Below are 24550 nucleotides of genomic sequence, written 5' to 3'. Positions count from 1 at the left end.
TTTCCATGCAGAGATTGCTTCGTTCCTCGCAATGACGAAAATTTTTTTTTGCGTATAAATATAATTGTTTGTAAATAAAAAAGGCAAGCTACTGCTTGCCTTTACGTTATCCTTTTATTCAATTACTCATTAATAGCCTTTACACCGGGCAACTCTTTGCCTTCCATGTATTCGAGCAAAGCGCCGCCGCCGGTAGATACGTAGCTTACACCATCTACCAGATTAAATTTGGCTACTGCTGCGGCCGAATCACCACCGCCAATTAATGAGAAAGCACCATTTTGAGTTGCTTTTACTACAGCCTCAGCTACGGCTTTAGTTCCTTTTTCAAATTTTTCCATTTCGAAAACACCCATTGGGCCGTTCCACAAAATGGTTTTAGAACCTTCTACCACTTCGGTAAAAGCTTTAATAGAGTCCGGGCCAATATCTAAGCCCATCCACCCTTCTTTAATATCACTGTTGGATGCGGTATCGGTTTGGGCATCGTTCGAGAAAGCGTCGGCAATGATAGAATCAGTTGGCAATAGCAAATTCACACCTTTATCTTTGGCTTTCTGAATCAGGCTTAATGCTAAGTCCAGCTTATCATCCTCTACTAATGATTTACCGATGTTACCACCTTGCGCTTTGGCAAAGGTATAAGCCATACCACCGCCAATAATCAAGTTATCTACTTTTTCTAACATGTTTTCAATCAGCAGCAACTTGTCAGATACTTTTGCGCCACCCATAATGGCGGTGAAAGGTTTAGCAGCGCCGTTCAGTACCTTTTCAGCATTGGCTAGCTCGGCACCCATCAGGTAGCCAAAGTATTTATCGTTGGGGAAGAATTGGGCAATTACTGCTGTAGAGGCATGTGCACGGTGCGCAGTACCAAAGGCATCGTTCACATATACATCGCCCAATTTAGATAATTTTTCGGCAAAATCTTTATCACCTTTTTCTTCTTCTTTATATAAACGCAGGTTTTCCAGCAACAATACCTGACCAGGCTGCAAAGCTTCGGCTTTTTCAGTAGCCTGGTCGCCAATGCAATCATCAGCAAATTGTACTTCTACACCTAATAGTTCAGACAGATGTGGGATGATATGCTTTAATGAATATTTCTCGGTTGGTCCTTCTTTCGGTCGGCCCAAGTGCGACATCAGGATTACCGAGCCACCGTCTGCCAGAATTTTTTTGATGGTTGGCAATGCAGCCGTAATACGGTTATCATCTGTAATGTTATATTCTTTATCCAGTGGCACGTTAAAGTCAACCCGGATAAGTGCTTTTTTGCCGGCAAAGCTAACCTGATCTATAGTTTTCATATGGCTTGTGTCAATTAATGATCAATGCGGTGCCAAATTCAGAAATAAATTACTAAAGCGCAATGTAAATACAAAAAAGTGTGTTTAAAATACACGAACTCCCTATTGGCTTTATAACGAACACCTTACTGTATTTTCAGATACACTACATAATGCGGACCGATATTAAGGATTTCAAACTCATCAGAAATAATTTCAAAACCTAAATTCTGGTAAAAACGTGCAGCCACTTTACGGGCATTACACCACAGGTAATTTACTTTTTGCCCCCGCAGGTAAACTGCTGCAAAGTTAACCAGTTGCGTACCCAAACCTTTGCCCTGATAAACGGCTAAAGTAGCCATGCCCCGTAACTGATAAGCCACACCAGCATACTCTTGATAAGACTGCGGATGGAAAGAGGCTATACATACCAACTGCTCATCAGCATAGTAGCCTAAATGAAAGCTGCCTGGTAACTCATCACCCGGAAAGCGGCACTGTTCAGGTGTGAGCTTGCCATTCCGCAATATTTCGTTTCGGATAGGCAGCACATCTGTAGTTGAAATAAATTTTACCATGAGTTAATTATTTACGTTTTTTCCCAACGCGTGTAGGGATATACAATTTATTTTACTCTGAATTAACTGTAGTTAAAGCTAATGTGACTTATGTAGCAACACCCTAATTTTATATCAAGACAGCTGCTGTATGCGTTGCACTAAATCGGCCAAGCGGCTACTATACCCCATTTCATTATCATACCAACCTACTACTTTAACCAGGTTACCTACAATAGAAGTTAGCTGGGCATCAAAAATGCAGCTGTGCGGATTATCCAGAATATCGGTAGATACAATCGGATCTTCAGTATATTCCAGAACGTTCTTCATTGCACCTTCAGCTTGCTGCCGAAAAGCGGCATTAATTTCAGCCACTGTGGTATTTTTTTGCAGCTGACAGGTGAAATCGGTTAATGAGCCATTTAATACGGGTACACGAATACCCGCGCCCCCTAGTTTACCTTCCAGATGCGGGAAAATAGAAGTAATTGCTTTAGCTGCCCCCGTAGTAGTCGGAATAATAGAGGCTGAAGCTGCACGGGCCCGGCGTAAATCTTTATGCGGAGCATCATGTAAATTTTGGTCGCCGGTCATGGAGTGGACTGTTGTAATATATCCCTCAGTAATGCCCCAGTTATCCTCCAGTACCTTTACCATAGCCGCCACGTTGTTGGTAGTACAGGATGCGTTAGATAAAATAGGCGAACGCAAATCAATCTTCTCGTCATTCACACCTAACACTACAGTAGGTACTCCTTTACTGCTGGACGGTGCTGATAAAATAACCTGCTTGGCTCCGGCAGCCAAATGTTGCTGCCCACCCTCTAATGATGCAAACTTACCGGTACTCTCAATTACCAGATCAATACCTAAAGCAGCCCAAGGCAATTTAGCCGGTTCGCGCTCGGATAGTACCTGTATAGTATGGCCGTTTACCACCAAATGATTATCGTCAAAACTGGCGGTTCCCTTAAAGCCCCGATGCACTGAATCGTACTTAAACAAGTGGGCCAGGGTTGTAGTATCGGTAATATCATTGATAGCCACTACCTCAATGCCGGGTGTGGCTATTATATTTCGTAGAAAGATGCGGCCAATACGACCGAATCCATTGATAGCAATTTTCATGTAGCAATGTACTTTTGGTATTGCAAAGCTATAAATATTCAGCTTTGCTAATGCCCTTAAGTTCTGTACCATCATCCGTGTAGAGGTACAATGGTATAATTGCGTATTTTAGTGCCCTATTCGCAGCCTATAACTCTACATGAAAAGTAAATTAAACGCCTACTTTATTCTATCTATTGCTTTCGTAATTACCTTGCTAATGGGCATACTCTGCTACATAGCGCCACCTGCTGTGTTTCCCGACCCAGGATGGGGTTTTCAGGCGCTACGTTCTATGGAACATGGCGGCGGCTTTAATTCAATCATTAATCCCAGTCAAGATGATGTAGCTAAAAATACTTCCTTGTTTCTAACCTGGTGGTCGCCGGGGCAATACTTGGTTCCATACTTTTTTAAAAATCTGCTGCACATTAATACGGCACGCGCTTCTGTTATTACCACTGTGTTTTGCTATTTACTGGCTTTGTCTGGCTTATTCGCCTTTTTCAGAAAAGTGGGTTTTACCTCGCTTATTGCTGCCCTAAGTATTGTTTTTATTGCCAGCCAACAGTTTTATTATACGCCCTTTATATTTTACAATGGTGGCGAGGTCACCCAAATGGCTTTTATGGGTTGGTTCCTATATGGCTGCTTTTATTTTCGTAAACTAGATGTAAAGCTTTGGCTGTTTATTTTACTATCGGGCTGGGTAGGTTTTTTCTGCAAGTCCGCTATGATGTGGATATATGCTGCCGGTTTGCTTTGTGTGTGGATTAATTTATCACAATCCCAAAAGTTCGGTTTAACCTGGGTAAAAAAAGGCTTCTGGCTAGCTGTACCTGCCATCATCTCCATAGCAGGCATCTACATTTTCTTTTTACGCAAAGGTGCCAATCCAGCAGCATCTCATAATCCTGGTTGGCGTGTAGCTTCAGAAACTTTTAGCTGGCCTTTAGCTTCCCCTATGCTGGCGGGCTTTTCGGTTGATGATTTAACTAATGGGCTCCTTTTTCACCCGGATGGGCCAATGTTTAGTTTAACCTGGTCGCTTATTATGGTGTGGCTGATGGCGATAATCAGCGTTATTATGGTCATTGCTATTCTGCGCCGTGTGCCTTACACTGATTATAAACTGGTCTTGACTGTATTTTACATCGTATCTATCTTGTTTTTCAGCTATGCGTATGTAAGGCAGGCTGCAATTTCATACGAAGGCCGGCATTACCGGATCGTAGGTTTGCTGATAGCACCAGGAATTATTTACTTGTTTAGCCGTTTACAATGGCAGTATCGCACCTTGTTTGGCTTGGTGTGGATTTTTATCGCTTACATTAGTTACGAACGTACTGCGCGAGAACATCACTATGAAACGCATAAAGGCGAAGTGCGTGGTCATACCGGGTTTATCCAGCAGTTTGCCGACCAGCCCTCGCTTAATTACCTGATGCAGTTGGATGAGCAGCACAAAGATGCTATTTTCGTTTTTACTAGTAATGACTTAGGTTTAGAAATAGAGCATAATCGCATTATTAACATTGAACCTGTTGAAGAAGGTACTCACCCCAATTCTGAGGATTACGAATACGATGGTCATGCTGGCCCATTATATCTTTTTTTGCCAATTACCTACGCCCACGATGGTCGAGATAGGTTTTTGATGAAATGCTTTCCAGGTTATCCAAACTTTACCATAAAAAAACTAAGTAAGAATTATGTATTGTATTCGGCTGAGTAACTTTGGTTGGACTTGTGCTATATTAATGTTAGTCTGCTCATAGCCGCAGAGGCCTAGTTACTTTTATCTTAGTCACAAAAGTAACTCAAAAGACAAGGCAGAAAAAAGCTTCTGCGCTCATGGCTCACGCCAACCCTACGCTCTTGATTTTTATATTATGCGAGGGTGGTTTGATAGCTTTAATTTGTCTATTAATTCTGCTACTTAAAAATCTTAATTCCTGATTATATACTCTTAACTCTTAAAAACGTCTTCTTCCAGCTTCGGGTGAAAGGAAGGCAGCACAAGCGGGATGGTGCGGTTGGAAAAGGCCTCTTATTCTTTGCATGAAGCGGTGGTACGTGCGCGGCGTAAGCTGAGCAAAGGATAAACAGCCTGCGGTGCTGCCAGCCTTTGCAGGATTGGGCCTTGTGCGGCGAAGAAGCTTAGAAAGAGACTTGATTTTTGGTTCTTTGTATCAAGACAAAGAACATAATAGATCTACTAAGACAAAGGTAACTAAGCCCCTTCTGCTATAGCAGACTAACTTTCATTAAAGCACAAATCTCGTATAAAAAGCGTATAGCTATAACTTCACTTTAATACTTTCCGGCTGTTTATTAACACTATATTCAAATACATCCGGACGTGCATAATGACCTACGCAATCAAAGTCCAATTTACTTTTAGCTAAGATAGAGAAATCCAGCTCTGCGGTAAGTAGCCCCTCTTCGTTCCATAAAGGACCAGCCAATACTTCACCCATCGGCGAAATAATTACACTACCACCCGGACTCATGATATCGGGTTCATTAACCAATTCTTCCTGGTACCGTTCGGGGTAATCAGATTTTTGTACAAATTGGTTACTAGCCAGCACAAAGCAACGACCTTCCAGCGCGATATGTTGCATAGTAGCTTGCCAACTAGGGCGCGAATCGGCTGTTGGAGCTAAGTAAATTTCTACTCCTTTGCTGTACATGGCCATACGAGCTAGCGGCATATAGTTTTCCCAGCAAATTAGTCCGCCTATTTTGCCTAGGTTGGTATCTAACGTCGTTAAGGTTGCACCATCACTTTCCCCCCAAATGTAGCGTTCCAAACCTGTAGGTTTCAGCTTACGATGCCTGCCTAACAAAGTACCATCAGGCCCAAAGTACAGCAAACTGCAATGCAACGAGCCGCCTATACTTTCTTTTTCGGTTACACCTAAAGCCACGATTATACCCGCTTTACGAACAGCCTCACTAATCATGTTCAAATAATTGGAAGATACTTCCAGGCTGTTGACCCAGTAATCAAGCCACACTTCGCGGCTGCGATCGGTACGCCGCCCTACAATGGCTTCAAAACTTAAGCCACGCGGATAACAGGGAATAAACGATTCAGGAAACAACAACAATTCACAACCTTGTTGTGCGCCTTTTTCAATCCAAGCACAAACTAAATCAACCGTCTTGGCGATATCAAACAAAATCGGCGTAGCTTGCACCACGCCGACTTTAACTTTTTTAAAGTTCATTAAATAAAGATATATTTTATCAGTGATAACCCGAACAAGTCGGAGACACAACCTAATAAACCATATTAGCGATTAATCTCTTTCCACAATAAATCTTTCAAAGCATCTATACCTTGCTGGGCTACTGCTGAGATGAACACAGCGGGTATGCCTGCTGGTAGTTCCGCCTTCATTTCTTGTTTCAGTTCCTCATCCAGCAAATCTGACTTGGTAATAGCCAATATACGAGGTTTATGTACCAGTTCAGGATTATATTCTTCCAGTTCGTGCAGTAAAATCCTATATTCCTCTGTAATACTGCGGTTCGTATCAGCCGGAACCATAAACAGCAATACGGAGTTACGCTCAATGTGCCTTAAAAAGCGAAAGCCCAAACCTTTACCCTGTGAAGCCCCTTCAATAATACCCGGAATGTCAGCCATCACGAAAGATTTACTGTCACGATATGCTACAATACCCAAGTTAGGCACGATGGTAGTAAATGCATAATCCGCAATTTCGGGCTTAGCTGCCGATACTACTGATAATAAGGTGGATTTACCCGCATTCGGGAAGCCTACCAGACCTACATCGGCCAATAATTTGAGTTCCAGTATATTCCATTCTTCCTGGCCAGGTTCCCCGGGCTGAGCAAAACGTGGCGTTTGCTGGGTAGATGATTTAAAGTGCCAGTTACCTAAGCCACCACGACCACCATCGGTCAAGATTTTGGTTTCACCATCCTGTGTGATTTCAAACAACACTTCACCGGTATCTGCATTTTTGGCAATAGTACCCAACGGAACTTCCAAAATTTCATCCCGACCGGTTTTACCGGTACACAAAGCGCTACCGCCACGGTCACCATCGCCGGCTATAACGTGCTTGCGGTACTTCAAATGTAGTAAAGTCCACAATTGTGCGTTACCTTTTACGATTACGTGGCCGCCACGTCCGCCATCTCCACCATCAGGACCGCCTTTTGCCGTATGCTTATCACGATGCAAATGCGCCGATCCTGCTCCGCCTTTACCCGAACGGCAGCAGATTTTTACATAATCAACAAAATTAGAGCCTTGAGACATGAGATTGTAATGAGTTAGGAAGTCCGTGAGTCGGGTGAGTCCGCGAGTCAGGAAGTTCGTGAGTTACTAAATTAAGTAAATATTCTTTATAGTTATTTTAATGAATGTCTTAAAGAGTTAATCATGAGCAAAATCTCTTTACATTGATTGTATATCTTGTCAAAATCCTGTTGAACGATTAACTTTCTCTTTTGAGCTAAATATATACAACTTACCACTTCTATATTAGAGCGTAATGCATAGCTCAAAAATTTATTGAACTCCGCATTAGTTTGCCCTGTTGAGCCTTCTGCTATGTTTAAAGCAACAGAATCTGCCGCTCTTTTTATCTGACTTGTTAAAACGTAAAGCTCATCTTTCGGAAAGGATTTAGTTAAGTTGTGGATATCGGCAGATAAGTCTATGGCCTTCTGCCATACCAAAAGCTGCTCAAACTTAAAACTCATCTCTGTGATAAACTTAGTACTTTCGGTCTTTCGGTCTTATGGACTAACGGACTTTCTAAACTACAGCTGATCAATCACTATACATAAGTTCCCGAAGATTTCCTCGATAGAGCCGATGCCATAAATGCTTTTAAATTTACTTTGCTGTTTGTAGTATTCGGCTACCGGAGCGGTTTTTTCATTATACTCGCGAATACGCTTTTGAATTACTTCCGGGTTAGCATCATCCGGTCGACCTGAATCTTTACCGCGCAATAACAAGCGCTGTTCTAACTCGGCATCTTCTACTTCTAAAGCAATCATACCTGATATACTGGTTTGCTTGCCTTGCAGTAAGGTATCTAACGCTGTAGCTTGTGCTACTGTACGCGGAAAGCCATCAAAAATAAAACCTTTAGCATTAGGGTTACTATCCAGTTTATTGCTAATCATGCCAATTACCACTTCATCAGGTACTAATATCCCCTGGTCCATCAACTGTTTGGCTTGTATACCTAAAACAGTACCTTGGGCAATTTCGTAACGCAGCAAATCACCGGTAGATAGGTGGATGAGGTTGTATTTATCAATTAGTTTTTGTGATTGTGTACCCTTACCGGCCCCGGGCGGGCCAAATAATACTAAGTTGAGCATCCCTAATGGTGTTAAATTTAAAAAGCCTTTCTGCAATAATACGGAAAGGCTTTATAATTAAAAAAGTGGACTTGAAGGGAGTCGAACCCCTAACCTTCTGATCCGTAGTCAGATGCTCTATCCAATTAAGCTACAAGTCCGGTAAGACACCTCGGAAAAACTTTCAACTTATTTCGTTTACTTTTCCTCCGAAATGGAATGCAAAAGTATCATTATTCTGCATTCCATTCAAATATTTTTTCAAATTTATTTTACTTTTTCCTGAATAGCCTCAAAATCAGGCAAATCACCTGCCGAGTCCAAAACCTCAGCGTAAATTATCTGCTGGTCTTCATCAATTACAAAGGCCGCACGTTTAGATACACCTTTCAAACCAAACTTAAACTCATCGTATAGTGCACCAAAGCTGGCTGAAACCGTTTTATTAAAATCAGACAGTAATGGAAATTGATACTGATTTTCTTCTTTAAACTTTGCCAACACGAACGGAGAATCTACTGATATACCCAATATTTGTGCGTTTAAGCCTTCATAAAAGCCAAAGCTATCGCGCATGGTGCAAAGCTGGGTAGTGCATACGCCGGTAAAAGCCAGCGGAAAAAAATGAATAATTACTTTTTTACCTTTAAAATCAGCTAATGATACTTCTTTCAGATCGGAAGCTACTAAAGTAAACTGAGGAGCCGGCTGGCCTACTTGTACAGACATTGTATTTTTTTTGGTGGCAAAAATAATGCATAGCCCTAGATACTTTGTTTGTCTATTGTCTTATTTTTACTGCAAACCCCTAATTATGAAAAACCTTATTACCTGCTTAATACTGCTTTTAAGTTTTACCTTAAGCCATGCACAACACGTTATACAAGGCACTGTAAAAGATGCCAGCACCGGCCAACCTGTAGCGTTTGTATCGGTAGGCGTTAAAGGAACGGCACAAGGCACTGTCACAAACGAACAAGGGAGCTTTTCGATCAATGCAGCAACTTTGCCTGCTACAGTAACCGTCAGCCATATCAGCTACAAAGGCGCTGAAGCTACCATAAATAGTGAAGAACCTGTAAGTATAACCTTACAACCCCTCAGCGTACAGTTACAGGAAGTAACCGTAGGCAACCCGGCACTCACTATCATGAAAGCAGTAGCAGCACGCGCCAAAAAAGATGCGACACATAGCTATTACCTAAAAACTTTTTTCAGGCAACTGATTAATGAAGGTGGTGATCCTGTATTCTTTTCAGAAAGCTTCATGGATGCACAATGGCAAAATTGGTCGTTAACGCAGTATAATATCACCAACTCCCGTTATCTAGAAGGTGATTACTCGGTCACCTTTAACAACATGGCCCCATTAAGCTTAGCCTGTAACGGCTATGTAAGTAATAGCCTGATTACCTATCCGGTAAATCGTAAGCCAGACTCCTTATATAAATTCAAACTAAAAGGCACCCTTAAAGCCAACAACCGCGAGATAGCTATTATTAGTTGCGAATTAAAAGACAACGGCTATCAGCACACCGCATTTGTAGGTGATTACTATGTAGATACTGAAAGCTATGCTGTATTAAAAACAGATGGTTCATTAGTAAACTTTAAAATGACGACATCAGGCCCTTTCAATATCAAGGTAAAAGACGTAAAAATAACCTCACAATATAAGTTGGATGCCGATAGCAACAGCGTGCTCGATTATGAGACATTCAACTTGAAATCTAGCTTGAAAGCTGGCTTTATAGGCTTAAGACAACTTAACTATACTTCCAAACTGTTTGCAATAGCTCAAGATGCCACTATCAACAGGCAAACGTTACAACCGGTAACCATTAATCACCTGCAAACCGACCGCGACCGTTTTATGAAGGCGAACTACGATGCTGCATTCTGGAAAAAGAATGCCGTAATACAACGAACCAATGAAGAAACTAATGCCGTTAGCCACTTGGAACAGTTTAAATCTGCGAAAGGTAATCTGAACCAATAAATAGCAAACACAAGTAACAGCCAAGGGTTATTGTTAGTCATGAAAGCCATTGTAATAACCCAGCCCGGCGGTCCCGAAGTTTTGCAGCTTCAGGAACATCCCCAACCTGTACCCCGTCCTCATGAGGTACTTATTAAAGTGGAAGCTGCCGGTGTTAACCGACCCGATGTAGCTCAGCGTAAAGGAGTGTATCCGCCTCCACCGGGTGCACCTCAAGACATACCCGGATTGGAGGTAGCCGGCGTGGTTGAAGCTATTGGTAGCAGTGTGACCTTGTGGAAGCCGGGCGACCGGGTTTGCGCATTAATTAGTGGTGGCGGCTATGCTGAGTACTGCACGGCACCCGAAGGACAATGCCTGCCCATACCTGGTAATTTGACCATGGCTGAAGCAGCATCGCTCCCAGAAACCTTTTTTACAGTTTGGAGCAACGTATTTCAACGCGGCCACTTACAACCCGGTGAAAGCTTGCTGGTACATGGTGGCAGTAGCGGCATTGGAGTAACTGCTATACAACTGGCAAAAGCGTTAGGCAGCCCGGTGTACGTAACCGCCGGCAGCGATAAAAAATGTCGTTTTTGCGAACAGCTAGGTGCCGATAAGGCGATCAACTATAAACAAGAAAACTTTGCAGAAGTTATTGAACAGCTTACTCAAGGTAAAGGTGTCAATGTTATATTGGATATGATTGGCGGCGATTACATGTCGGGTAACATCAACTCATTAGCCGAAGATGGCCGCTTAGTAATGATTAACACCATGAAAGGTAAAGATGTGCAGCTTGATTTATCGGTAGTAATGCGCAAGCGTTTGGTAATTACCGGCTCTACCTTACGTGCACGCCATGTAGCTTTTAAAGCAGATATAGCAACTGCTTTACGAAAACAGGTGTGGCCCTTATTGCAAAATGGGCGGATAAAACCGGTTATTCACCAGGTTTTTCCCGCCCATCAGGCTGCCCAGGCTCATCAGCTTATGGAAAGCAGCGAGCACATGGGAAAAATTGTATTGGAGTTTTAGTCCGGTAGTTTGAATACAGGTTAAACAGTTTTGTTTTAAACTATTCTCGTAAACCTAATAACTTACGGACCTATCAACTTCCTAACTAACGGACTTTACTTATTCATCATGGAAATTTAACCGCGCGGTATTGCGACACACTCACCTTAGGTATAGTAGAACCATACTGCGTATTGATCGCTTTAATGAATTCGTTAGCTACCACTGCATAGCCACGTGGCGTTAAGTGAACACCATCCAACGAAAACAAACCACCGGTAATATAACCGGCATTCAAGAAAATACCATCTTCAGTTAAACCATTCTTCTTGATACTATTAAAGAAGCTATAAATATCACACACTGCTAAGCTTTTAGATGCCGCCACAGTTTTAATAGTAGTATTATAGGCGTTAACATAATCCTGTGTCATAGCTACTTCATTCTGGTCAAGCACATATTGGTTATCAATAGGTGTGTACTTCGTTAAACCGTAAGGTAAATTACCATAAGGTGTTGATACCAGCGTACCTAACTTTGCGGTCGGGAATGTCAGTACCATATAATCGCTATTGGTTAATTCTCTAACCGCATAAGTAGTACTGGTTGCATCGGCACTGCTTTTTGCATTTACAAAAAGCGAGGTAACCGTAGGTGCCGATTTTTGTACACCTGCCAGCAAAGCCGCTGGCGTCACCGCATTAAAGTAAGGAATAGCAGTTACATCGGGTATAGTAGCTACTACACCTTTGGCACCAGTAGCTGTAAGCTTTGCTATAGCCTGATTATACAATGTAGCAAAAGTATTCTTGTCGGTTAACACATCGCCCACACCACCATTGGTAGCATAGCTTAAAGCGTCATTGTTACCCAAGAAGTTAGAAAAGAAGGTAAATGGCTTAGCGGTAACAAAATCAATATACGCTGTACTGTTGCTAGCACTAGGTGCCTCACCAGGCAACATGCGTTCATAATACCCATTCAAGTTACCATAGCCTGCCAAAAACGCTGTAGTTAATTTAATACCGGGTACACCATAGTTGTTAATATCACCCGTGTACTTGGTGTAAGTAGTGACCTTAATGGCGGTTGTAGCATTGGTAGGTACAGAAACTATACCCCTAATGGCTAGTTTATCTTTTACGGTGTCTAATATGGGCAAGCCACTGCTATTAAAGCCAGTAAGCTTCAGATAACCCGAACCATTAGATTGCCCTTCGGTAAACAAAGGCTGCACAAAAGCGCCGCCACCTACCTGTTGCATTTGCTGGGCAATAATGGAAGGAAATGAGTTTAACTGCCCTTCCAGGTATAAGCCACCATCAGCATAGCCTGAGGTTAAAGAGTTACCTACAGCAATGTACCGGGTAAAATCGGCCGAGCCCCTGCTAACTGCCGGAGTTTTAATTTCAGGCTTACAGGCTGCCAGCCCGGCTATACCGGCTGTTAGTATTAGTATATGTTTAAGCTTGTTCATACGCGTAAGTTTTTTGAAATACTACCAGTGATAGGCTAAGGATATACCGGGTATATAAACGTTTGATTTAAAAGTACCCGAAAGATTGGATTCCATGTTGGTTTGGGTGCGCGAGAATAAATGCTCGTATTCAAAAGAAAAATCAATATCCAGGTGGCTGGCCGCTTTATATCCTAAGCCGGCGGTTAAATAGTAGCGTTTGGCATCAGGCACTTCTGGGGTTACATAGCCAGCTTGTGCTGCTGCCGAAGTGTAGCCACCGCCTGCACGAATAGCCCATTTACTTAAGTTATTAATTCCTTTATATTCGGCACCACCCCGCAGGCTTACTGCATTTTTATAATCGCGTGGTGAATGGGTATCAGCCAGTACAGAGGTATTGTTAGCGTAATCAAAATCCAATGATTTATATACACTCCAGTTCACAAAGCTAGCATCTGCCGCAATAGTCCACTGCTTGTTCGGATAATAACCTAAACCCACAGAGGTAGTTGCCGGTAGCGGAATGCTGGCATAAAAAGTATTTGGTTGCGGAAACATAGCTTGCAAAGAAGATGGTATTGTAAATATAGCATCACCTTTGCTGATGGTAGTAGTTACCTTTGAACGGTAAGATACCCCTATGCTCAGCTTTTCCAAAGGTTTTAAAAAGATACCGGCATTCCAGCCATAGCCATGGCCACTACCGCTCAGTTTAGCCTGCCCGTCTTGTCCATTAGCGTCAGCCAGCGGGATAGCACGTTTTAGGTCAACAATACCGCGGTCGTAAACAAAGCCGGCTCCGATACTCAAATAATTAGTTATTTTATAGCTGAGCGTAGGCTGAAAGTAAATAGATTTCAGGTTCAGGCTCTCCAATACATACTTACCCTGCCAGTTGCTACCCCAATCCGTTAACCCACCGAAGGGTGTATAAACGCCCAAACCTACCTTCCAAGGAGCTGATTTAGGCCCGTACACGGCATAACCTTCAAACGGCGTAGCTATCTTGTTGGCTGTACGATACTCATTCGTAGTACCTGTACCGTTAAATACAGATTTAAATAACAGCGGACTAGTGCCAGCCTGCACATAATTTTGCGGCAGCATAGCTACAGCACCAGGGTTGAAAAAAACAGCAGCTCCGTCTTGCACCAGCCCGGTTCCGGTATGGCCCATACCAATTTGCTTTTGCCCGGCCAGGTTAACCTGAAACCCCTGAGCAGAAACCATAAATGGCGAAGCCATGAATAATAGCAGTAAAAGTTTTCTCATAAAATACAGCTTTAATACGATGTTAGGTTATAAAAAAGTTTGCGAAGATAGTAAATTCATCAGGCGCACAGATATTTGGCTTAGTTAAATTTCTTGTAATTAAGCAATTAAATATTCGTAATAAAACGTAAATTTGCAGTCCGAAATCTTATCATAAGCCAATTTGATCTGATTTTTAATCGAAACATATTAAATATTACGTAAGGTATATATGCCAAACATTGGAAAAATCTCACAAATCATTGGTCCGGTAGTTGACGTAAACTTTAGTGATGATGCACATCTACCCAGAATTTATGATGCGCTGGAAATTACAAAAAGTAACGGACAGAAAGTTGTTTTAGAAGTTCAACAGCACTTAGGTGAAGATCGCGTACGTGCTATCGCTATGGACTCAACTGACGGATTACTGCGCGGCATGCCAGTTATCGATCTGCAATCTCCTATCCGTATGCCTATCGGCGATGACATCAAAGGTCGGGTATTTAACGTGGTAGGTCAGGCTATTGACGGTATTGCGCCTTTAGATACCACTACTGGTCGTCCGATTCACGCCAACCCTCCAAGATTTGAAGATTTATCTACTGAAACCGAAGTATTATTTACCGGTATTAAAGTAATTGACCTGTTAGAGCCTTATGCTAAAGGTGGTAAAATCGGTTTGTTTGGTGGTGCCGGTGTAGGCAAAACCGTATTAATTCAAGAACTGATTAACAACATCGCTAAAGCATATTCTGGTTTATCAGTATTTGCCGGTGTTGGTGAACGTACCCGTGAAGGTAATGACCTATTGCGCGAGATGCTGGAATCAGGCATTATCAAATATGGCGATAAATTCATGCACTCTATGGAAGAAGGTGGCTGGGATTTATCTGCTGTAGATAAAGAAGAACTGAGAGATTCTAAAGCAACCTTTGTGTTCGGTCAGATGAACGAGCCGCCAGGTGCCCGTGCCCGTGTAGCCCTGTCAGGTCTAACTATTGCTGAATATTTCCGTGATGGTGATGCTGAAGGCAAAGGCCGCGATATCCTGTTCTTTATTGATAACATTTTCCGCTTTACTCAAGCTGGTTCTGAAGTATCAGCGCTGTTAGGCCGTATGCCATCAGCCGTGGGTTACCAGCCAACTTTAGCTACCGAGATGGGTGTGATGCAAGAGCGTATTACTTCAACCAAACGCGGTTCCATTACTTCTGTACAAGCAGTATATGTACCTGCCGATGACTTGACTGACCCTGCGCCAGCAACTACCTTCGCTCACTTAGATGCTACTACCGTATTATCCCGTAAAATTGCGGAGTTAGGTATCTACCCTGCGGTTGACCCTCTGGATTCTACTTCACGTATTTTGAGCCCAACTATTTTGGGTGATGAGCACTATAACACTGCACAACGTGTAAAAGAAATTTTGCAACGTTATAAAGAGTTACAGGATATCATTGCTATTTTAGGTATGGATGAGTTATCTGAAGAAGATAAATTAACGGTATCTCGTGCACGTCGTGTACAACGTTTCTTATCGCAACCATTCCACGTAGCCGAACAATTTACCGGATTAAAAGGTGTACTGGTTGACATCAAAGCTACTATCAAAGGTTTTAACATGATTATGGATGGCGAAGTGGATGAATATCCTGAAGCTGCCTTTAACCTGGTAGGTAACATTGAAGACGCTATTGAAAAAGGCAAGAAAATTTTAGCCGAAGCAAACGCATAAAAACATTGCGGGTTATGTGTTGCGAGTTACCAGTTATTTAAAAGGCTGATAGCCCGCAACACGCTACTCAAAACTCCTAACCCACTATGACTTTAGAAATTCTTACTCCCGACAAAAAAGTGTACGAAGGTGAAGTAAACTCTATTACCTTGCCCGGCACCATGGGATCATTCGAGATTTTGAACAACCACGCCGCCATTATTTCAACTTTGGAAGATGGTAAACTTACCGTTCGTGGTAATGGTAAAGATGAGGTGTTCTTGATTAAAGGTGGCGTAGTAGAAGCCAACAACAATAAGGTTATTGTATTAGCCGAAGGCATCACTCACCGTTAATCATCATTACTTAATTTTATATAAACGCTCGGCAGCTTGCCGGGCGTTTTTTGTTGTTACTTATTGCTCGTAACCTGTTTTCAGGCAGAAAAGCAGCAACAATGCTATGCATGCATAGCTTACATACTGAATACCAATTTAAACTTTGGTATAAGCATGTTAAAATTTTATGCTTTATATTTTATTTATTTTAGAATATAATTTTAAAATTATAATGATTTTAAAATTATATTCTTTTTACAACTATTAGCTTTTTCTTATTGTGTTTTCACGGGTATCTCTCTACCTTACAAATATCGAATTGCAAGCCTAAGCCTTTCCGCTATATCAATAGTTTTCTGCTCCAGTTTTTATACTATCAGGCATATGCCAGCAGCAAAATTTATTGACACTGATACAAATTAGAATTTTAACAAACAGGCTGATACTTAAACAATGAGTTATACACCCGACACCACTGAAGCTGTAGAATTAAACCGGTATAGTAAAACCCTGACTGCCGACCCTACCCAACCGGCAGCACAAGCTATGTTGTACGGCATAGGCTTTACCGACGAGGACATGAAAAAAGCACAGGTAGGTATTGCCAGTATGGGTTATGATGGCAACCCTTGCAACATGCACCTGAATGATTTAGCTAAGGTAGTAAAACAAGGCGTGTGGGATGAAGGCTTGGTAGGCTTGATATTTAATACTATTGGCGTAAGCGATGGCATGAGCAATGGTACTGATGGTATGCGTTACTCATTAGTAAGTCGTGATGTAATTGCCGACTCGATAGAAGCGGTATGTGGTGCACAATATTATGATGGCCTGATTACCTTGCCTGGTTGCGATAAAAATATGCCTGGTTCGCTTATTGCGATGGGCCGTTTAAATCGCCCGGCTATTATGGTGTATGGTGGTACTATTAAACCCGGCCATTATAAAGGCGAAGACCTGAACATTGTATCAGCATTTGAAGCTCTGGGTAAAAAGATTGCTGGGCAGATAGACGAAATTGACTTTAAAGAGATTGTTAAAAATGCGTGCCCGGGTGCAGGCGCTTGTGGGGGTACTTATACAGCCAACACTATGGCAGCCGCTATTGAGGCTATGGGCATGAGTTTGCCTTACTCCTCTTCTAACCCGGCCCTGAGCGAAGACAAACAGGCAGAATGCAGAGCTGCCGGCAAAGCTATATTGAAGTTGCTGGAAAAAGATATCAAACCTTCCGACATTATGACCCGTGAGGCTTTTGAAAATGCCATTGTAACCATTATGGTTCTGGGTGGTTCAACCAATGCGGTACTGCACTTAATTGCTATTGCTAAAAGCATAAACGTGCCTTTAACCGTAGATGATTTTCAGGCAGTAAGTAATCGCATTCCGCTATTGGCCAATATGAAACCAAGCGGCAAGTACATGATGGAGGATTTACATAAAGTTGGTGGCGTTCCAGCTGTAATGAAATACCTGCTGAAACAAGGTTGGCTGCATGGCGACTGTTTAACGGTAACCGGTAAAACATTAGCTGAGAACCTGGCCGATGTTCCTGATCTGAATTTTGATGCGCAAAAGGTTATCCTTCCAGTTGAGAAAGCCATTAAAGCAACCGGACACTTACAAATATTATATGGCAACTTGGCCGAACGTGGCAGTGTAGCCAAAATTACCGGCAAAGAAGGAGAGCGATTTGAAGGCCCAGCCCGCGTGTTTGAAGGCGAGCATAGTTTAATAGCTGGCATCCAAAGTGGTCGCGTGCGTCCTGGTGATGTCGTTGTAATTACCCATGTAGGTCCTAAAGGTGCTCCTGGTATGCCTGAAATGCTAAAACCTACTTCGGCCATATTTGGCGCTGGTTTGGGCAGTTCGGTAGCATTAATTACCGACGGTCGCTTTTCGGGTGGTACCCACGGCTTTGTGGTAGGCCATATCACGCCCGAAGCTTGGGAAGGCGGCAATTTAGCACTGGTAAAAGATGATGACCTGATTGTTATTGACGCGGTTAATAACACTATGGATTTAAAAATCAGCGATGAAGAACTTGCCCAGCGTCGTAGCGAATGGCAACAGCCTCAGCCGCCGGTAACTAAAGGTCTTTTATATAAATATTTCAAAAGCGTAAAAGATGCCAGCGAAGGCTGCGTTACTGATGAAGATTAACATAGTGAATAAACAATGGTGATTGGTGAATGAATTCACATTACCAAACATTTAGATTATCCATTCCAACTAACTACTGACAACTCTAAATAATATGGAAGCCACCCAACAAGAAGTACTAACTGCCCCTGAAGAACAACAGGCTATTGAGCTTTCAGGTTCGGCCGCTTTATTAGAAGCACTGATTATTGAAGGTGTGAGCACTATATTCGGTTATCCGGGCGGTGCCATTATGCCTATTTATGATGCTTTGTATGATTATAAAGAAAAGCTGAACCACATACTGGTACGTCATGAGCAAGGCGGTATTCACGCTGGTCAGGGTTATGCCCGTTCATCAGGCAAAGTAGGTGTTGTGTTTGCTACCAGTGGTCCTGGTGCTACCAACTTGGTAACTGGCCTAGCCGATGCACAAATTGACAGTACACCACTAGTATGTATTACCGGCCAAGTGTTTGCGCACTTGTTGGGTACGGATGCTTTCCAGGAAACCGATGTAATTAACATTACCACACCAGTAACTAAGTGGAACTATCAAATAACTGATGCTACCGAAATACCTGAGGTAATTGCCAAAGCTTTTTATATTGCCCGTAGCGGTCGCCCAGGTCCTGTGCTGATCGATATTACTAAAAATGCTCAGATACAAAAATTTGCCTTCAAAGGTTATACACCTTGCCATCATATTCGCAGCTATCGGCCTAAACCTATTATACGGCCCAAGTTTATTGAACAAGCGGCTCAGGTAATTAACGAAGCTAAAAAACCGTTCATTTTATGGGGTCAGGGCGTAATTTTAGGTAAAGCCGAAAAAGAGTTTACGGCTTTTCTGAAAAAGAGTGGCATTCCGGCTGCCTGGACTATTATGGGTGTAGGCGCCATTCCTACCGATCATCCACAAAACGTAGGTATGCTGGGCATGCACGGTAACTACGGCCCTAACGTTTTAACCAACGAGTGTGATGTGCTGATTGCCATCGGTATGCGTTTTGACGACCGCGTAACTGGCCGCTTAGATAAATACGCCAAGCAGGCTAAAGTGATTCACCTGGATATTGACCCGGCCGAGATTGACAAAAACGTACAAACCCATGTAGCAGTTTGGGGTGATTGTAAAGAAACCCTGCCGCTGCTTACCCAACTGATTGAAGAAAAACAGCATACCGAATGGCTGGAAAAATTCAATGATTATGCCCGCCAGGAGAATGAAGCCTTGATTGATGCTGAATTGCACCCGCAAACCGGCGAGATGACTATGGGCGAAGTAATTGACCAGCTAAATCAGTTAACCGATGGCGATGCTATTGTAGTAACCGATGTGGGCCAACACCAAATGGTGGGTTGCCGTTATGCTAAATTCAACCATACCCGCAGCAATATTACCAGTGGTGGTTTAGGTACTATGGGTTTTGCCCTGCCGGCTGCCATAGGCGCCAAATTTGGCGCACAGCAACGCACCGTAGTAGCCGTAATTGGCGATGGTGGTTTCCAGATGACCATACAAGAACTAGGCACCATTATGCAAAGCGGCGTTGATGTGAAAATACTTATCCTGAACAACCGCTTTTTAGGCATGGTTCGGCAATGGCAAGAGTTATTTAACGAACGCCGGTACTCGTTTGTAGATATTCAAAGTCCTGATTTTGTACAGGTAGCTAAAGGTTATGGTATTGCAGGTAAAACTGTTACCGAGCGTGAAGATTTGCAAAGCTCCTTAAAAGAAATGTTGAGCAATCCCGGCTCCTTCCTGCTGGAAGTAATGGTAACCAAAGAGAACAACGTTTTCCCAATGGTACCACAAGGATGCAGTGTTAGCGAAATTAGATTAAAATAAGCTTCATTTTTTTATAAAGAAGATTTAACCAACAGAACACCATGAGCAGTCAGGATATATTACCGGAAGGTAAGCAGGAATTCACGATTACAGTTTATACCGAAAACCAAATTGGTTTACTGAATAGAATTGCTATTATCTTTACCCGGCGTAAAATTAATATTGATAGCCTTAACACCTCGCCTTCCGAAATTGATAGCATACATAGGTTTACCATCGTTATCAACGAAACAGAAGATGTAGTGCGCAAGCTGGCCCGCCAAATTGAAAAGCAGGTGGAGGTCTTGAAAGTGTATTTCCATACCAATACTGACATTATCTGGCAGGAAATGGCTTTGTACAAAGTACCTGCAGATATGATTGCTGAAAAAGCCCCGGTTGAACGCTTACTGCGTGAAAATGGCGCCCGTGCCGTAGTAATTCGTAAAGATTACATCGTGTTTGAAACCACTGGTCACCGTGAAGAAACCGAAAATCTGATTAAGGTTTTACAGCCTTATGGCCTGATTGAATTTGTACGCAGTGCTCGCATAGCGATTATCAAAGACAGCGAAGGCTTCAATGCCAAACTACGCGAGTTTGAACAACGCGAACCCGGCGAAGAGGTAAGTGAAAACGAATACCTCAACCAGCGTGACAAGGTATTTACCATGTAAATTAAGTAAAAGAGCAAGCTGATATACCAACTGCCTACCTAACGGGGCTGGGGTTTATCAGACTAAATGAAACAACTAATAACTAAATAATCAACCATAAAGAAATGGCACAACTAAATTTTGGCGGCACAGAAGAGAATGTAGTAACCCGCGACGAGTTTCCGTTATCTAAAGCACAAGAAGTATTAAAGGACGAAGTAGTAGCAGTAATTGGCTACGGTGTACAAGGCCCAGGTCAGGCGCTAAACCAGAAAGACAATGGTATTAATGTAATTGTAGGTCAGCGTAAAAACTCTAAAACTTGGGATAAAGCCATAAGTGATGGTTTTGTACCCGGTGAAACTTTATTCGAGATTGAAGAAGCGTTAGAAAAAGGAACTATTATTTGCTACCTGCTTAGTGATGCCGCTCAAATTGAATTGTGGCCAACTGTACAAAAACATTTAACTCCGGGCAAAGCCCTGTACTTTTCACACGGTTTCGGTATCACCTTTAATGAGCAAACCGGCATTGTTCCGCCTCAAGATGTGGACGTGTTTTTAGTTGCACCAAAAGGTTCAGGTACTTCACTGCGTCGTATGTTTTTACAAGGCCGTGGCTTAAACTCCAGCTTTGCTATCTTCCAGGATGCAACTGGCAAAGCATGGGATCGGGTAATTGCTTTAGGCATTGCAGTAGGTAGCGGTTACCTGTTTGAAACTGATTTCAAAAAAGAAGTATATAGCGACTTAACCGGCGAACGCGGTACCCTGATGGGCTGTATTCAAGGTATTTTTGCCGCACAGTACGATGTATTGCGCAGCAAAGGTCATACCCCATCTGAGGCGTTTAATGAAACGGTAGAAGAGTTAACGCAATCATTAATGCCACTGGTTGCCGAAAACGGTATGGATTGGATGTACGCCAATTGTTCAACCACAGCACAACGCGGTGCATTGGATTGGTGGAAAAAATTCCGTGATGCGACCAAACCTGTATTTGAAGAATTATACGAAAGTGTAGCTAACGGTAAAGAATCACAACGTTCTATTGATAGCAACAGCCAGCCTGATTACCGCGAAAAATTGAATGCCGAACTGAAAGAACTTCGTGAAAGCGAACTATGGCAAGCCGGTAAAACTGTACGTAGCCTACGTCCGGAAAACCAGGAAGTAGAAACATTTAGCTAAAGTTAGCACTGAGGTTTGAGTTGCGGGAAGCGAGTGCTTAGCACTTGATAAATCATTAAAGATTTTACAATATTTCCCGCAACTCAACACCCGAAACACGCAACTAAAAATCATGGGAAAAACACTGTTTGATAAGATTTGGGATGCTCACGTAGTGAGCAGCAAGGAAGGCTTTCCTGACATTTTATATATTGATACACACTTTATTCACGAGGTAACCAGTCCGCAGGCTTTTGATGGTTTGCGTGAACGCGGGTTGCCTGTTTTTCGTCCGCAGCAAACCGTAGCTACGGCCGATCATAATGTACCTACCTGGGATCAGCACTTACCCATCCGCGAAGAGCTTTCACGCTATCAGGTAGATATGTTAACCAAAAACTGTGCAGAGTTTGGTATTGAACTATTTGGCTTAGGCCATCAATACCAAGGCATTGTACACGTTATTGGCCCCGAGCTGGGTATTACCCGTCCGGGTTGTACTTATGTTTGTGGCGATAGCCATACTTCTACACACGGGGCTTTTGGCGCTATTGCATTTGGTATAGGTACTTCGCAGGTAGAACAAGTACTGGCTACCCAATGCTTACTACAGCAACGCCCTAAACGCATGAAAATTGAGGTAAACGGTAAGTTGCAAAAAGGCGTAGGTGCTAAGGATATCATCTTATACATCATTTCACAAATCTCTGCAGCTGGTGGTACCGGCTACTTTGTGGAATATGCCGGCGATACCATTCGTTCTCTGAGCATGGAAGGCCGCATGACTATCTGTAACATGAGCATTGAAATGGGTGCTCGTGGTGGTTTAATTGCTCCTGATGAAACTACGTTCAACTACGTAAAAGACCGCCGATTTGCCCCTAAAGGCGAAGAGTGGAACAAAGCCTTGGCTTACTGGAAAACACTGTACTCTGATGAAGATGCTGAGTTTGACCAAGTACTAAACTTTAAGGCCGAAGATATTGAACCGATGATTACCTATGGTACCAACCCAGGTATGGGCATCGGCATTACACAACATGTACCCGAAACCAGCAGCTTTGATTTTAAAGAGCAAGCATCTTACAGCAAAGCCTTAAACTACATGGGACTGCATGATGATGAAAGCTTATTAGGTAAACCTATTGACTATGTATTCATCGGCAGTTGCACCAACTCACGTATTGAAGATTTACGCCAGGTGGCTGATTTTATCAAAGGCAAACACAAGGCCGATAATGTAACCGTATGGGTAGTTCCTGGTTCTAAACAAGTACAGTTGCAGGCTATAGCCGAAGGTTTAGACAAAGTATTTGAAGCCGCCGGCTTTCCACTGCGTGAACCGGGTTGCAGCGCCTGTTTAGGTATGAATGAAGATAAAATACCAGCCGGTAAATACTGTGTATCTACCTCCAACCGAAATTTTGAAGGACGTCAAGGCCCTAACTCACGCACATTCCTAACTAGTCCACTTACTGCCGCTGCGGCAGCCATTACGGGGAGAGTTACGGATGTGAGAGAACTATTAATTTCTGAATCTGAATTTGCTGAATTAGGTAATTAACAGAATATCAAATTCATTTACAAAGGAAAACCTGATTTGGAAAGGGATGAGCTAACATATAGTATAATAGGCTGCGCCATGAAAGTACATACACTTTAGGAAATGGCTTTCAGGAAGTAATCTATCAAAGATGTTTAGCTATTGAATTAACTAAGGCAGGTATAACATATTTAAGAGAGCAAGAACAAACTATATTTTATGCTGGCATAGCAGTAGGAACGCGAAGAGCCGATTTTGTGATTGACAACAGATTGATTATAGAATTGAAAGCATTGATTAACTTGGAAGATGTACACTTGGCACAAGCTAAAAACTATACCGTAGCTTATGATTATCCAGCTGGCTTATTAATCAATTTTGGCGGTCAAAGCTTACAATACAAACTTGTATTTAATCCTAAATATTATTTTAATATAAATTCAGCTCATTCTAAAATTCAGTAAATTCTGATCACCATGGCAACCAAAATATTTAAACACTTACAAACTTCGGTAGTACCCCTGCCGATTGAAAATATTGATACCGACCAGATTATTCCGGCGCGGTTTTTAAAAGCCACTACCCGCGAGGGTTTTGGCAACAACTTGTTTCGCGATTGGCGTTTTGACGAAAACGATAATCCGAAACCTGATTTTGTACTGAATCATCCTACCTATTCCGGTAAATTACTGGTAGCTGGTAAAAACTTTGGCTGTGGTAGCAGTCGCGAGCACGCTGCTTGGGCTATTTCCGATTACGGCTTTGATGCTGTAGTCAGTAGTTTTTTTGCTGATATTTTTAAAGGCAACGCTTTAAACAACGGTTTGCTGCCCATACAGGTAAGCGACGAGTTTTTAAAGAAAATATTTGATACCGTTTACCAGGATACGCACGCTCAAGTAGAGGTGGACTTGGAAAACCAATTTATCAAAATTGTAAGTACTGGCGAACAGGAAAGCTTTGAAATTAATCCTTACAAAAAAGCTTGCCTCATTAACGGGTATGATGATATTGATTATATCCTGAGCAACCGTGAGCAGGTAGAAGAGTTTGAACACAGTAGATAACCAAACGCGTCATTGCGAGGAACGAAGCAATCTCTGCGGTAATAGGCTAACGTTTA

At 42.5% G+C, this 24550-nt stretch carries 22 protein-coding genes and 1 tRNA gene; 12 read left to right on the top strand and 11 right to left on the bottom strand.

Annotated elements, in window-relative coordinates; translation table 11 throughout:
* Nucleotides 1-122: 122 nt before the first annotated feature.
* From HH214_RS14120 to gap, 3 genes are all read right to left on the bottom strand, one after another.
* Complete coding sequence (locus tag HH214_RS14120) at nt 123-1313, bottom strand: phosphoglycerate kinase (protein ID WP_169608673.1); 1191 nt, start codon at nt 1311-1313, stop codon at nt 123-125.
* Between the two features lie 125 nt (nt 1314-1438).
* Nucleotides 1439-1873 carry a GNAT family N-acetyltransferase gene (locus HH214_RS14115; RefSeq protein WP_169608671.1) on the bottom strand — a complete coding sequence of 145 codons (435 nt, stop codon included), beginning with the start codon at nt 1871-1873 and terminating at the stop codon, nt 1439-1441.
* 114 nt (nt 1874-1987) lie between these two features.
* Nucleotides 1988-2983, bottom strand: coding sequence for a type I glyceraldehyde-3-phosphate dehydrogenase (gene gap, locus HH214_RS14110; RefSeq protein ID WP_169608670.1), 996 nt, complete (start codon nt 2981-2983; stop codon nt 1988-1990).
* A gap of 139 nt (nt 2984-3122) precedes the next feature.
* Here gap and HH214_RS14105 point away from each other — a divergent pair, with 139 nt between their 5' ends.
* The gene (locus HH214_RS14105) at nt 3123-4697 is read left to right on the top strand and encodes a hypothetical protein (protein WP_169608668.1); all 1575 of its coding nucleotides are present in this window, start codon (nt 3123-3125) and stop codon (nt 4695-4697) included.
* Between the two features lie 565 nt (nt 4698-5262).
* On the opposite strand, the gene HH214_RS14100 is transcribed toward HH214_RS14105, so the two are convergent.
* The 6 genes from HH214_RS14100 to HH214_RS14075 form a co-directional block, all read right to left on the bottom strand.
* Entirely contained in the window at nt 5263-6198 is a 936-nt protein-coding gene (locus tag HH214_RS14100; protein WP_169608667.1) for a carbon-nitrogen hydrolase family protein, read from the bottom strand.
* 65 nt (nt 6199-6263) lie between these two features.
* The gene (gene obgE / locus HH214_RS14095; protein ID WP_169608665.1) at nt 6264-7262 is read right to left on the bottom strand and encodes a GTPase ObgE; all 999 of its coding nucleotides are present in this window, start codon (nt 7260-7262) and stop codon (nt 6264-6266) included.
* Between the two features lie 92 nt (nt 7263-7354).
* On the bottom strand, nt 7355-7708 hold the full coding sequence (locus HH214_RS14090) for a four helix bundle protein (protein WP_169608663.1): 354 nt from the start codon (nt 7706-7708) through the stop codon (nt 7355-7357).
* 60 nt (nt 7709-7768) lie between these two features.
* Nucleotides 7769-8341, bottom strand: coding sequence for an adenylate kinase (locus tag HH214_RS14085; RefSeq protein WP_169608661.1), 573 nt, complete (start codon nt 8339-8341; stop codon nt 7769-7771).
* Nucleotides 8342-8407: 66 nt separating this feature from the next.
* A tRNA-Arg gene (locus tag HH214_RS14080) sits at nt 8408-8481 on the bottom strand.
* Between the two features lie 106 nt (nt 8482-8587).
* Nucleotides 8588-9049 carry a redoxin domain-containing protein gene (locus HH214_RS14075; protein ID WP_169608659.1) on the bottom strand — a complete coding sequence of 154 codons (462 nt, stop codon included), beginning with the start codon at nt 9047-9049 and terminating at the stop codon, nt 8588-8590.
* A gap of 85 nt (nt 9050-9134) precedes the next feature.
* Between HH214_RS14075 and HH214_RS14070 the strand changes: the two genes are divergently transcribed.
* Together HH214_RS14070 and HH214_RS14065 are read left to right on the top strand one after the other, a co-directional pair.
* Nucleotides 9135-10319, top strand: a complete 1185-nt coding sequence (locus HH214_RS14070; RefSeq protein WP_169608657.1) for a carboxypeptidase-like regulatory domain-containing protein — start codon at nt 9135-9137, stop codon at nt 10317-10319.
* Between the two features lie 39 nt (nt 10320-10358).
* Nucleotides 10359-11339 carry an NAD(P)H-quinone oxidoreductase gene (locus tag HH214_RS14065; protein WP_169608655.1) on the top strand — a complete coding sequence of 327 codons (981 nt, stop codon included), beginning with the start codon at nt 10359-10361 and terminating at the stop codon, nt 11337-11339.
* Between the two features lie 106 nt (nt 11340-11445).
* Here HH214_RS14065 and HH214_RS14060 read toward each other — a convergent pair whose 3' ends face one another.
* Together HH214_RS14060 and HH214_RS14055 are read right to left on the bottom strand one after the other, a co-directional pair.
* Nucleotides 11446-12795 carry an SGNH/GDSL hydrolase family protein gene (locus HH214_RS14060; protein WP_169608652.1) on the bottom strand — a complete coding sequence of 450 codons (1350 nt, stop codon included), beginning with the start codon at nt 12793-12795 and terminating at the stop codon, nt 11446-11448.
* 21 nt (nt 12796-12816) lie between these two features.
* The gene (locus HH214_RS14055) at nt 12817-14049 is read right to left on the bottom strand and encodes an OmpP1/FadL family transporter (protein ID WP_169608650.1); all 1233 of its coding nucleotides are present in this window, start codon (nt 14047-14049) and stop codon (nt 12817-12819) included.
* A 211-nt stretch (nt 14050-14260) separates the two neighbouring features.
* Here HH214_RS14055 and atpD point away from each other — a divergent pair, with 211 nt between their 5' ends.
* The 9 genes from atpD to leuD all read left to right on the top strand — a co-directional run bounded on the left by atpD (nt 14261) and on the right by leuD (nt 24494).
* Nucleotides 14261-15766 carry a F0F1 ATP synthase subunit beta gene (gene atpD, locus HH214_RS14050; RefSeq protein ID WP_169608649.1) on the top strand — a complete coding sequence of 502 codons (1506 nt, stop codon included), beginning with the start codon at nt 14261-14263 and terminating at the stop codon, nt 15764-15766.
* Between the two features lie 86 nt (nt 15767-15852).
* Nucleotides 15853-16101 carry an ATP synthase F1 subunit epsilon gene (gene atpC, locus HH214_RS14045; RefSeq protein WP_169608647.1) on the top strand — a complete coding sequence of 83 codons (249 nt, stop codon included), beginning with the start codon at nt 15853-15855 and terminating at the stop codon, nt 16099-16101.
* Between the two features lie 435 nt (nt 16102-16536).
* On the top strand, nt 16537-18246 hold the full coding sequence (ilvD, locus tag HH214_RS14040) for a dihydroxy-acid dehydratase (RefSeq protein WP_169608646.1): 1710 nt from the start codon (nt 16537-16539) through the stop codon (nt 18244-18246).
* Nucleotides 18247-18340: 94 nt separating this feature from the next.
* Nucleotides 18341-20080, top strand: coding sequence for a biosynthetic-type acetolactate synthase large subunit (gene ilvB, locus HH214_RS14035; RefSeq protein ID WP_169608645.1), 1740 nt, complete (start codon nt 18341-18343; stop codon nt 20078-20080).
* Between the two features lie 41 nt (nt 20081-20121).
* Nucleotides 20122-20736 (top strand): acetolactate synthase small subunit, encoded by a 615-nt coding sequence (ilvN, locus tag HH214_RS14030; protein WP_169608644.1) that lies wholly within the window; start codon nt 20122-20124, stop codon nt 20734-20736.
* A 104-nt stretch (nt 20737-20840) separates the two neighbouring features.
* Nucleotides 20841-21905: a ketol-acid reductoisomerase gene (gene ilvC, locus HH214_RS14025; RefSeq protein WP_169608643.1), complete on the top strand. Its 1065-nt coding sequence runs from the start codon at nt 20841-20843 to the stop codon at nt 21903-21905.
* A gap of 112 nt (nt 21906-22017) precedes the next feature.
* Nucleotides 22018-23448 carry a 3-isopropylmalate dehydratase large subunit gene (leuC, locus tag HH214_RS14020; protein WP_169608642.1) on the top strand — a complete coding sequence of 477 codons (1431 nt, stop codon included), beginning with the start codon at nt 22018-22020 and terminating at the stop codon, nt 23446-23448.
* A gap of 71 nt (nt 23449-23519) precedes the next feature.
* Complete coding sequence (locus HH214_RS14015; protein ID WP_315853208.1) at nt 23520-23891, top strand: GxxExxY protein; 372 nt, start codon at nt 23520-23522, stop codon at nt 23889-23891.
* Nucleotides 23892-23903: 12 nt separating this feature from the next.
* The gene (gene leuD / locus HH214_RS14010; RefSeq protein WP_169608641.1) at nt 23904-24494 is read left to right on the top strand and encodes a 3-isopropylmalate dehydratase small subunit; all 591 of its coding nucleotides are present in this window, start codon (nt 23904-23906) and stop codon (nt 24492-24494) included.
* Nucleotides 24495-24550: the final 56 nt, after the last annotated feature.

It is taken from the genome of Mucilaginibacter robiniae, from assembly GCF_012849215.1.
GTDB classification, from domain to species: Bacteria; Bacteroidota; Bacteroidia; order Sphingobacteriales; family Sphingobacteriaceae; genus Mucilaginibacter; species Mucilaginibacter robiniae.
The sequence above is the reverse complement of the archived record's forward strand: the minus strand, read 5'-3'. Positions and strand labels throughout refer to the sequence as shown.

Excerpts from the sequence above, each read along its gene's own strand:
- HH214_RS14120 (WP_169608673.1), bottom strand. The coding sequence starts at position 1,313 with ATGAAAACTATAGATCAGGTTAGCTTTGCCGGCAAAAAAGCACTTATC.
- HH214_RS14115 (WP_169608671.1), bottom strand. The coding sequence starts at position 1,873 with ATGGTAAAATTTATTTCAACTACAGATGTGCTGCCTATCCGAAACGAA.
- gap (WP_169608670.1), bottom strand. The coding sequence starts at position 2,983 with ATGAAAATTGCTATCAATGGATTCGGTCGTATTGGCCGCATCTTTCTA.
- HH214_RS14105 (WP_169608668.1), top strand. The coding sequence starts at position 3,123 with ATGAAAAGTAAATTAAACGCCTACTTTATTCTATCTATTGCTTTCGTA.
- HH214_RS14100 (WP_169608667.1), bottom strand. The coding sequence starts at position 6,198 with ATGAACTTTAAAAAAGTTAAAGTCGGCGTGGTGCAAGCTACGCCGATT.
- obgE (WP_169608665.1), bottom strand. The coding sequence starts at position 7,262 with ATGTCTCAAGGCTCTAATTTTGTTGATTATGTAAAAATCTGCTGCCGT.
- HH214_RS14090 (WP_169608663.1), bottom strand. The coding sequence starts at position 7,708 with ATGAGTTTTAAGTTTGAGCAGCTTTTGGTATGGCAGAAGGCCATAGAC.
- HH214_RS14085 (WP_169608661.1), bottom strand. The coding sequence starts at position 8,341 with ATGCTCAACTTAGTATTATTTGGCCCGCCCGGGGCCGGTAAGGGTACA.
- HH214_RS14075 (WP_169608659.1), bottom strand. The coding sequence starts at position 9,049 with ATGTCTGTACAAGTAGGCCAGCCGGCTCCTCAGTTTACTTTAGTAGCT.
- HH214_RS14070 (WP_169608657.1), top strand. The coding sequence starts at position 9,135 with ATGAAAAACCTTATTACCTGCTTAATACTGCTTTTAAGTTTTACCTTA.
- HH214_RS14065 (WP_169608655.1), top strand. The coding sequence starts at position 10,359 with ATGAAAGCCATTGTAATAACCCAGCCCGGCGGTCCCGAAGTTTTGCAG.
- HH214_RS14060 (WP_169608652.1), bottom strand. The coding sequence starts at position 12,795 with ATGAACAAGCTTAAACATATACTAATACTAACAGCCGGTATAGCCGGG.
- HH214_RS14055 (WP_169608650.1), bottom strand. The coding sequence starts at position 14,049 with ATGAGAAAACTTTTACTGCTATTATTCATGGCTTCGCCATTTATGGTT.
- atpD (WP_169608649.1), top strand. The coding sequence starts at position 14,261 with ATGCCAAACATTGGAAAAATCTCACAAATCATTGGTCCGGTAGTTGAC.
- atpC (WP_169608647.1), top strand. The coding sequence starts at position 15,853 with ATGACTTTAGAAATTCTTACTCCCGACAAAAAAGTGTACGAAGGTGAA.
- ilvD (WP_169608646.1), top strand. The coding sequence starts at position 16,537 with ATGAGTTATACACCCGACACCACTGAAGCTGTAGAATTAAACCGGTAT.
- ilvB (WP_169608645.1), top strand. The coding sequence starts at position 18,341 with ATGGAAGCCACCCAACAAGAAGTACTAACTGCCCCTGAAGAACAACAG.
- ilvN (WP_169608644.1), top strand. The coding sequence starts at position 20,122 with ATGAGCAGTCAGGATATATTACCGGAAGGTAAGCAGGAATTCACGATT.
- ilvC (WP_169608643.1), top strand. The coding sequence starts at position 20,841 with ATGGCACAACTAAATTTTGGCGGCACAGAAGAGAATGTAGTAACCCGC.
- leuC (WP_169608642.1), top strand. The coding sequence starts at position 22,018 with ATGGGAAAAACACTGTTTGATAAGATTTGGGATGCTCACGTAGTGAGC.
- leuD (WP_169608641.1), top strand. The coding sequence starts at position 23,904 with ATGGCAACCAAAATATTTAAACACTTACAAACTTCGGTAGTACCCCTG.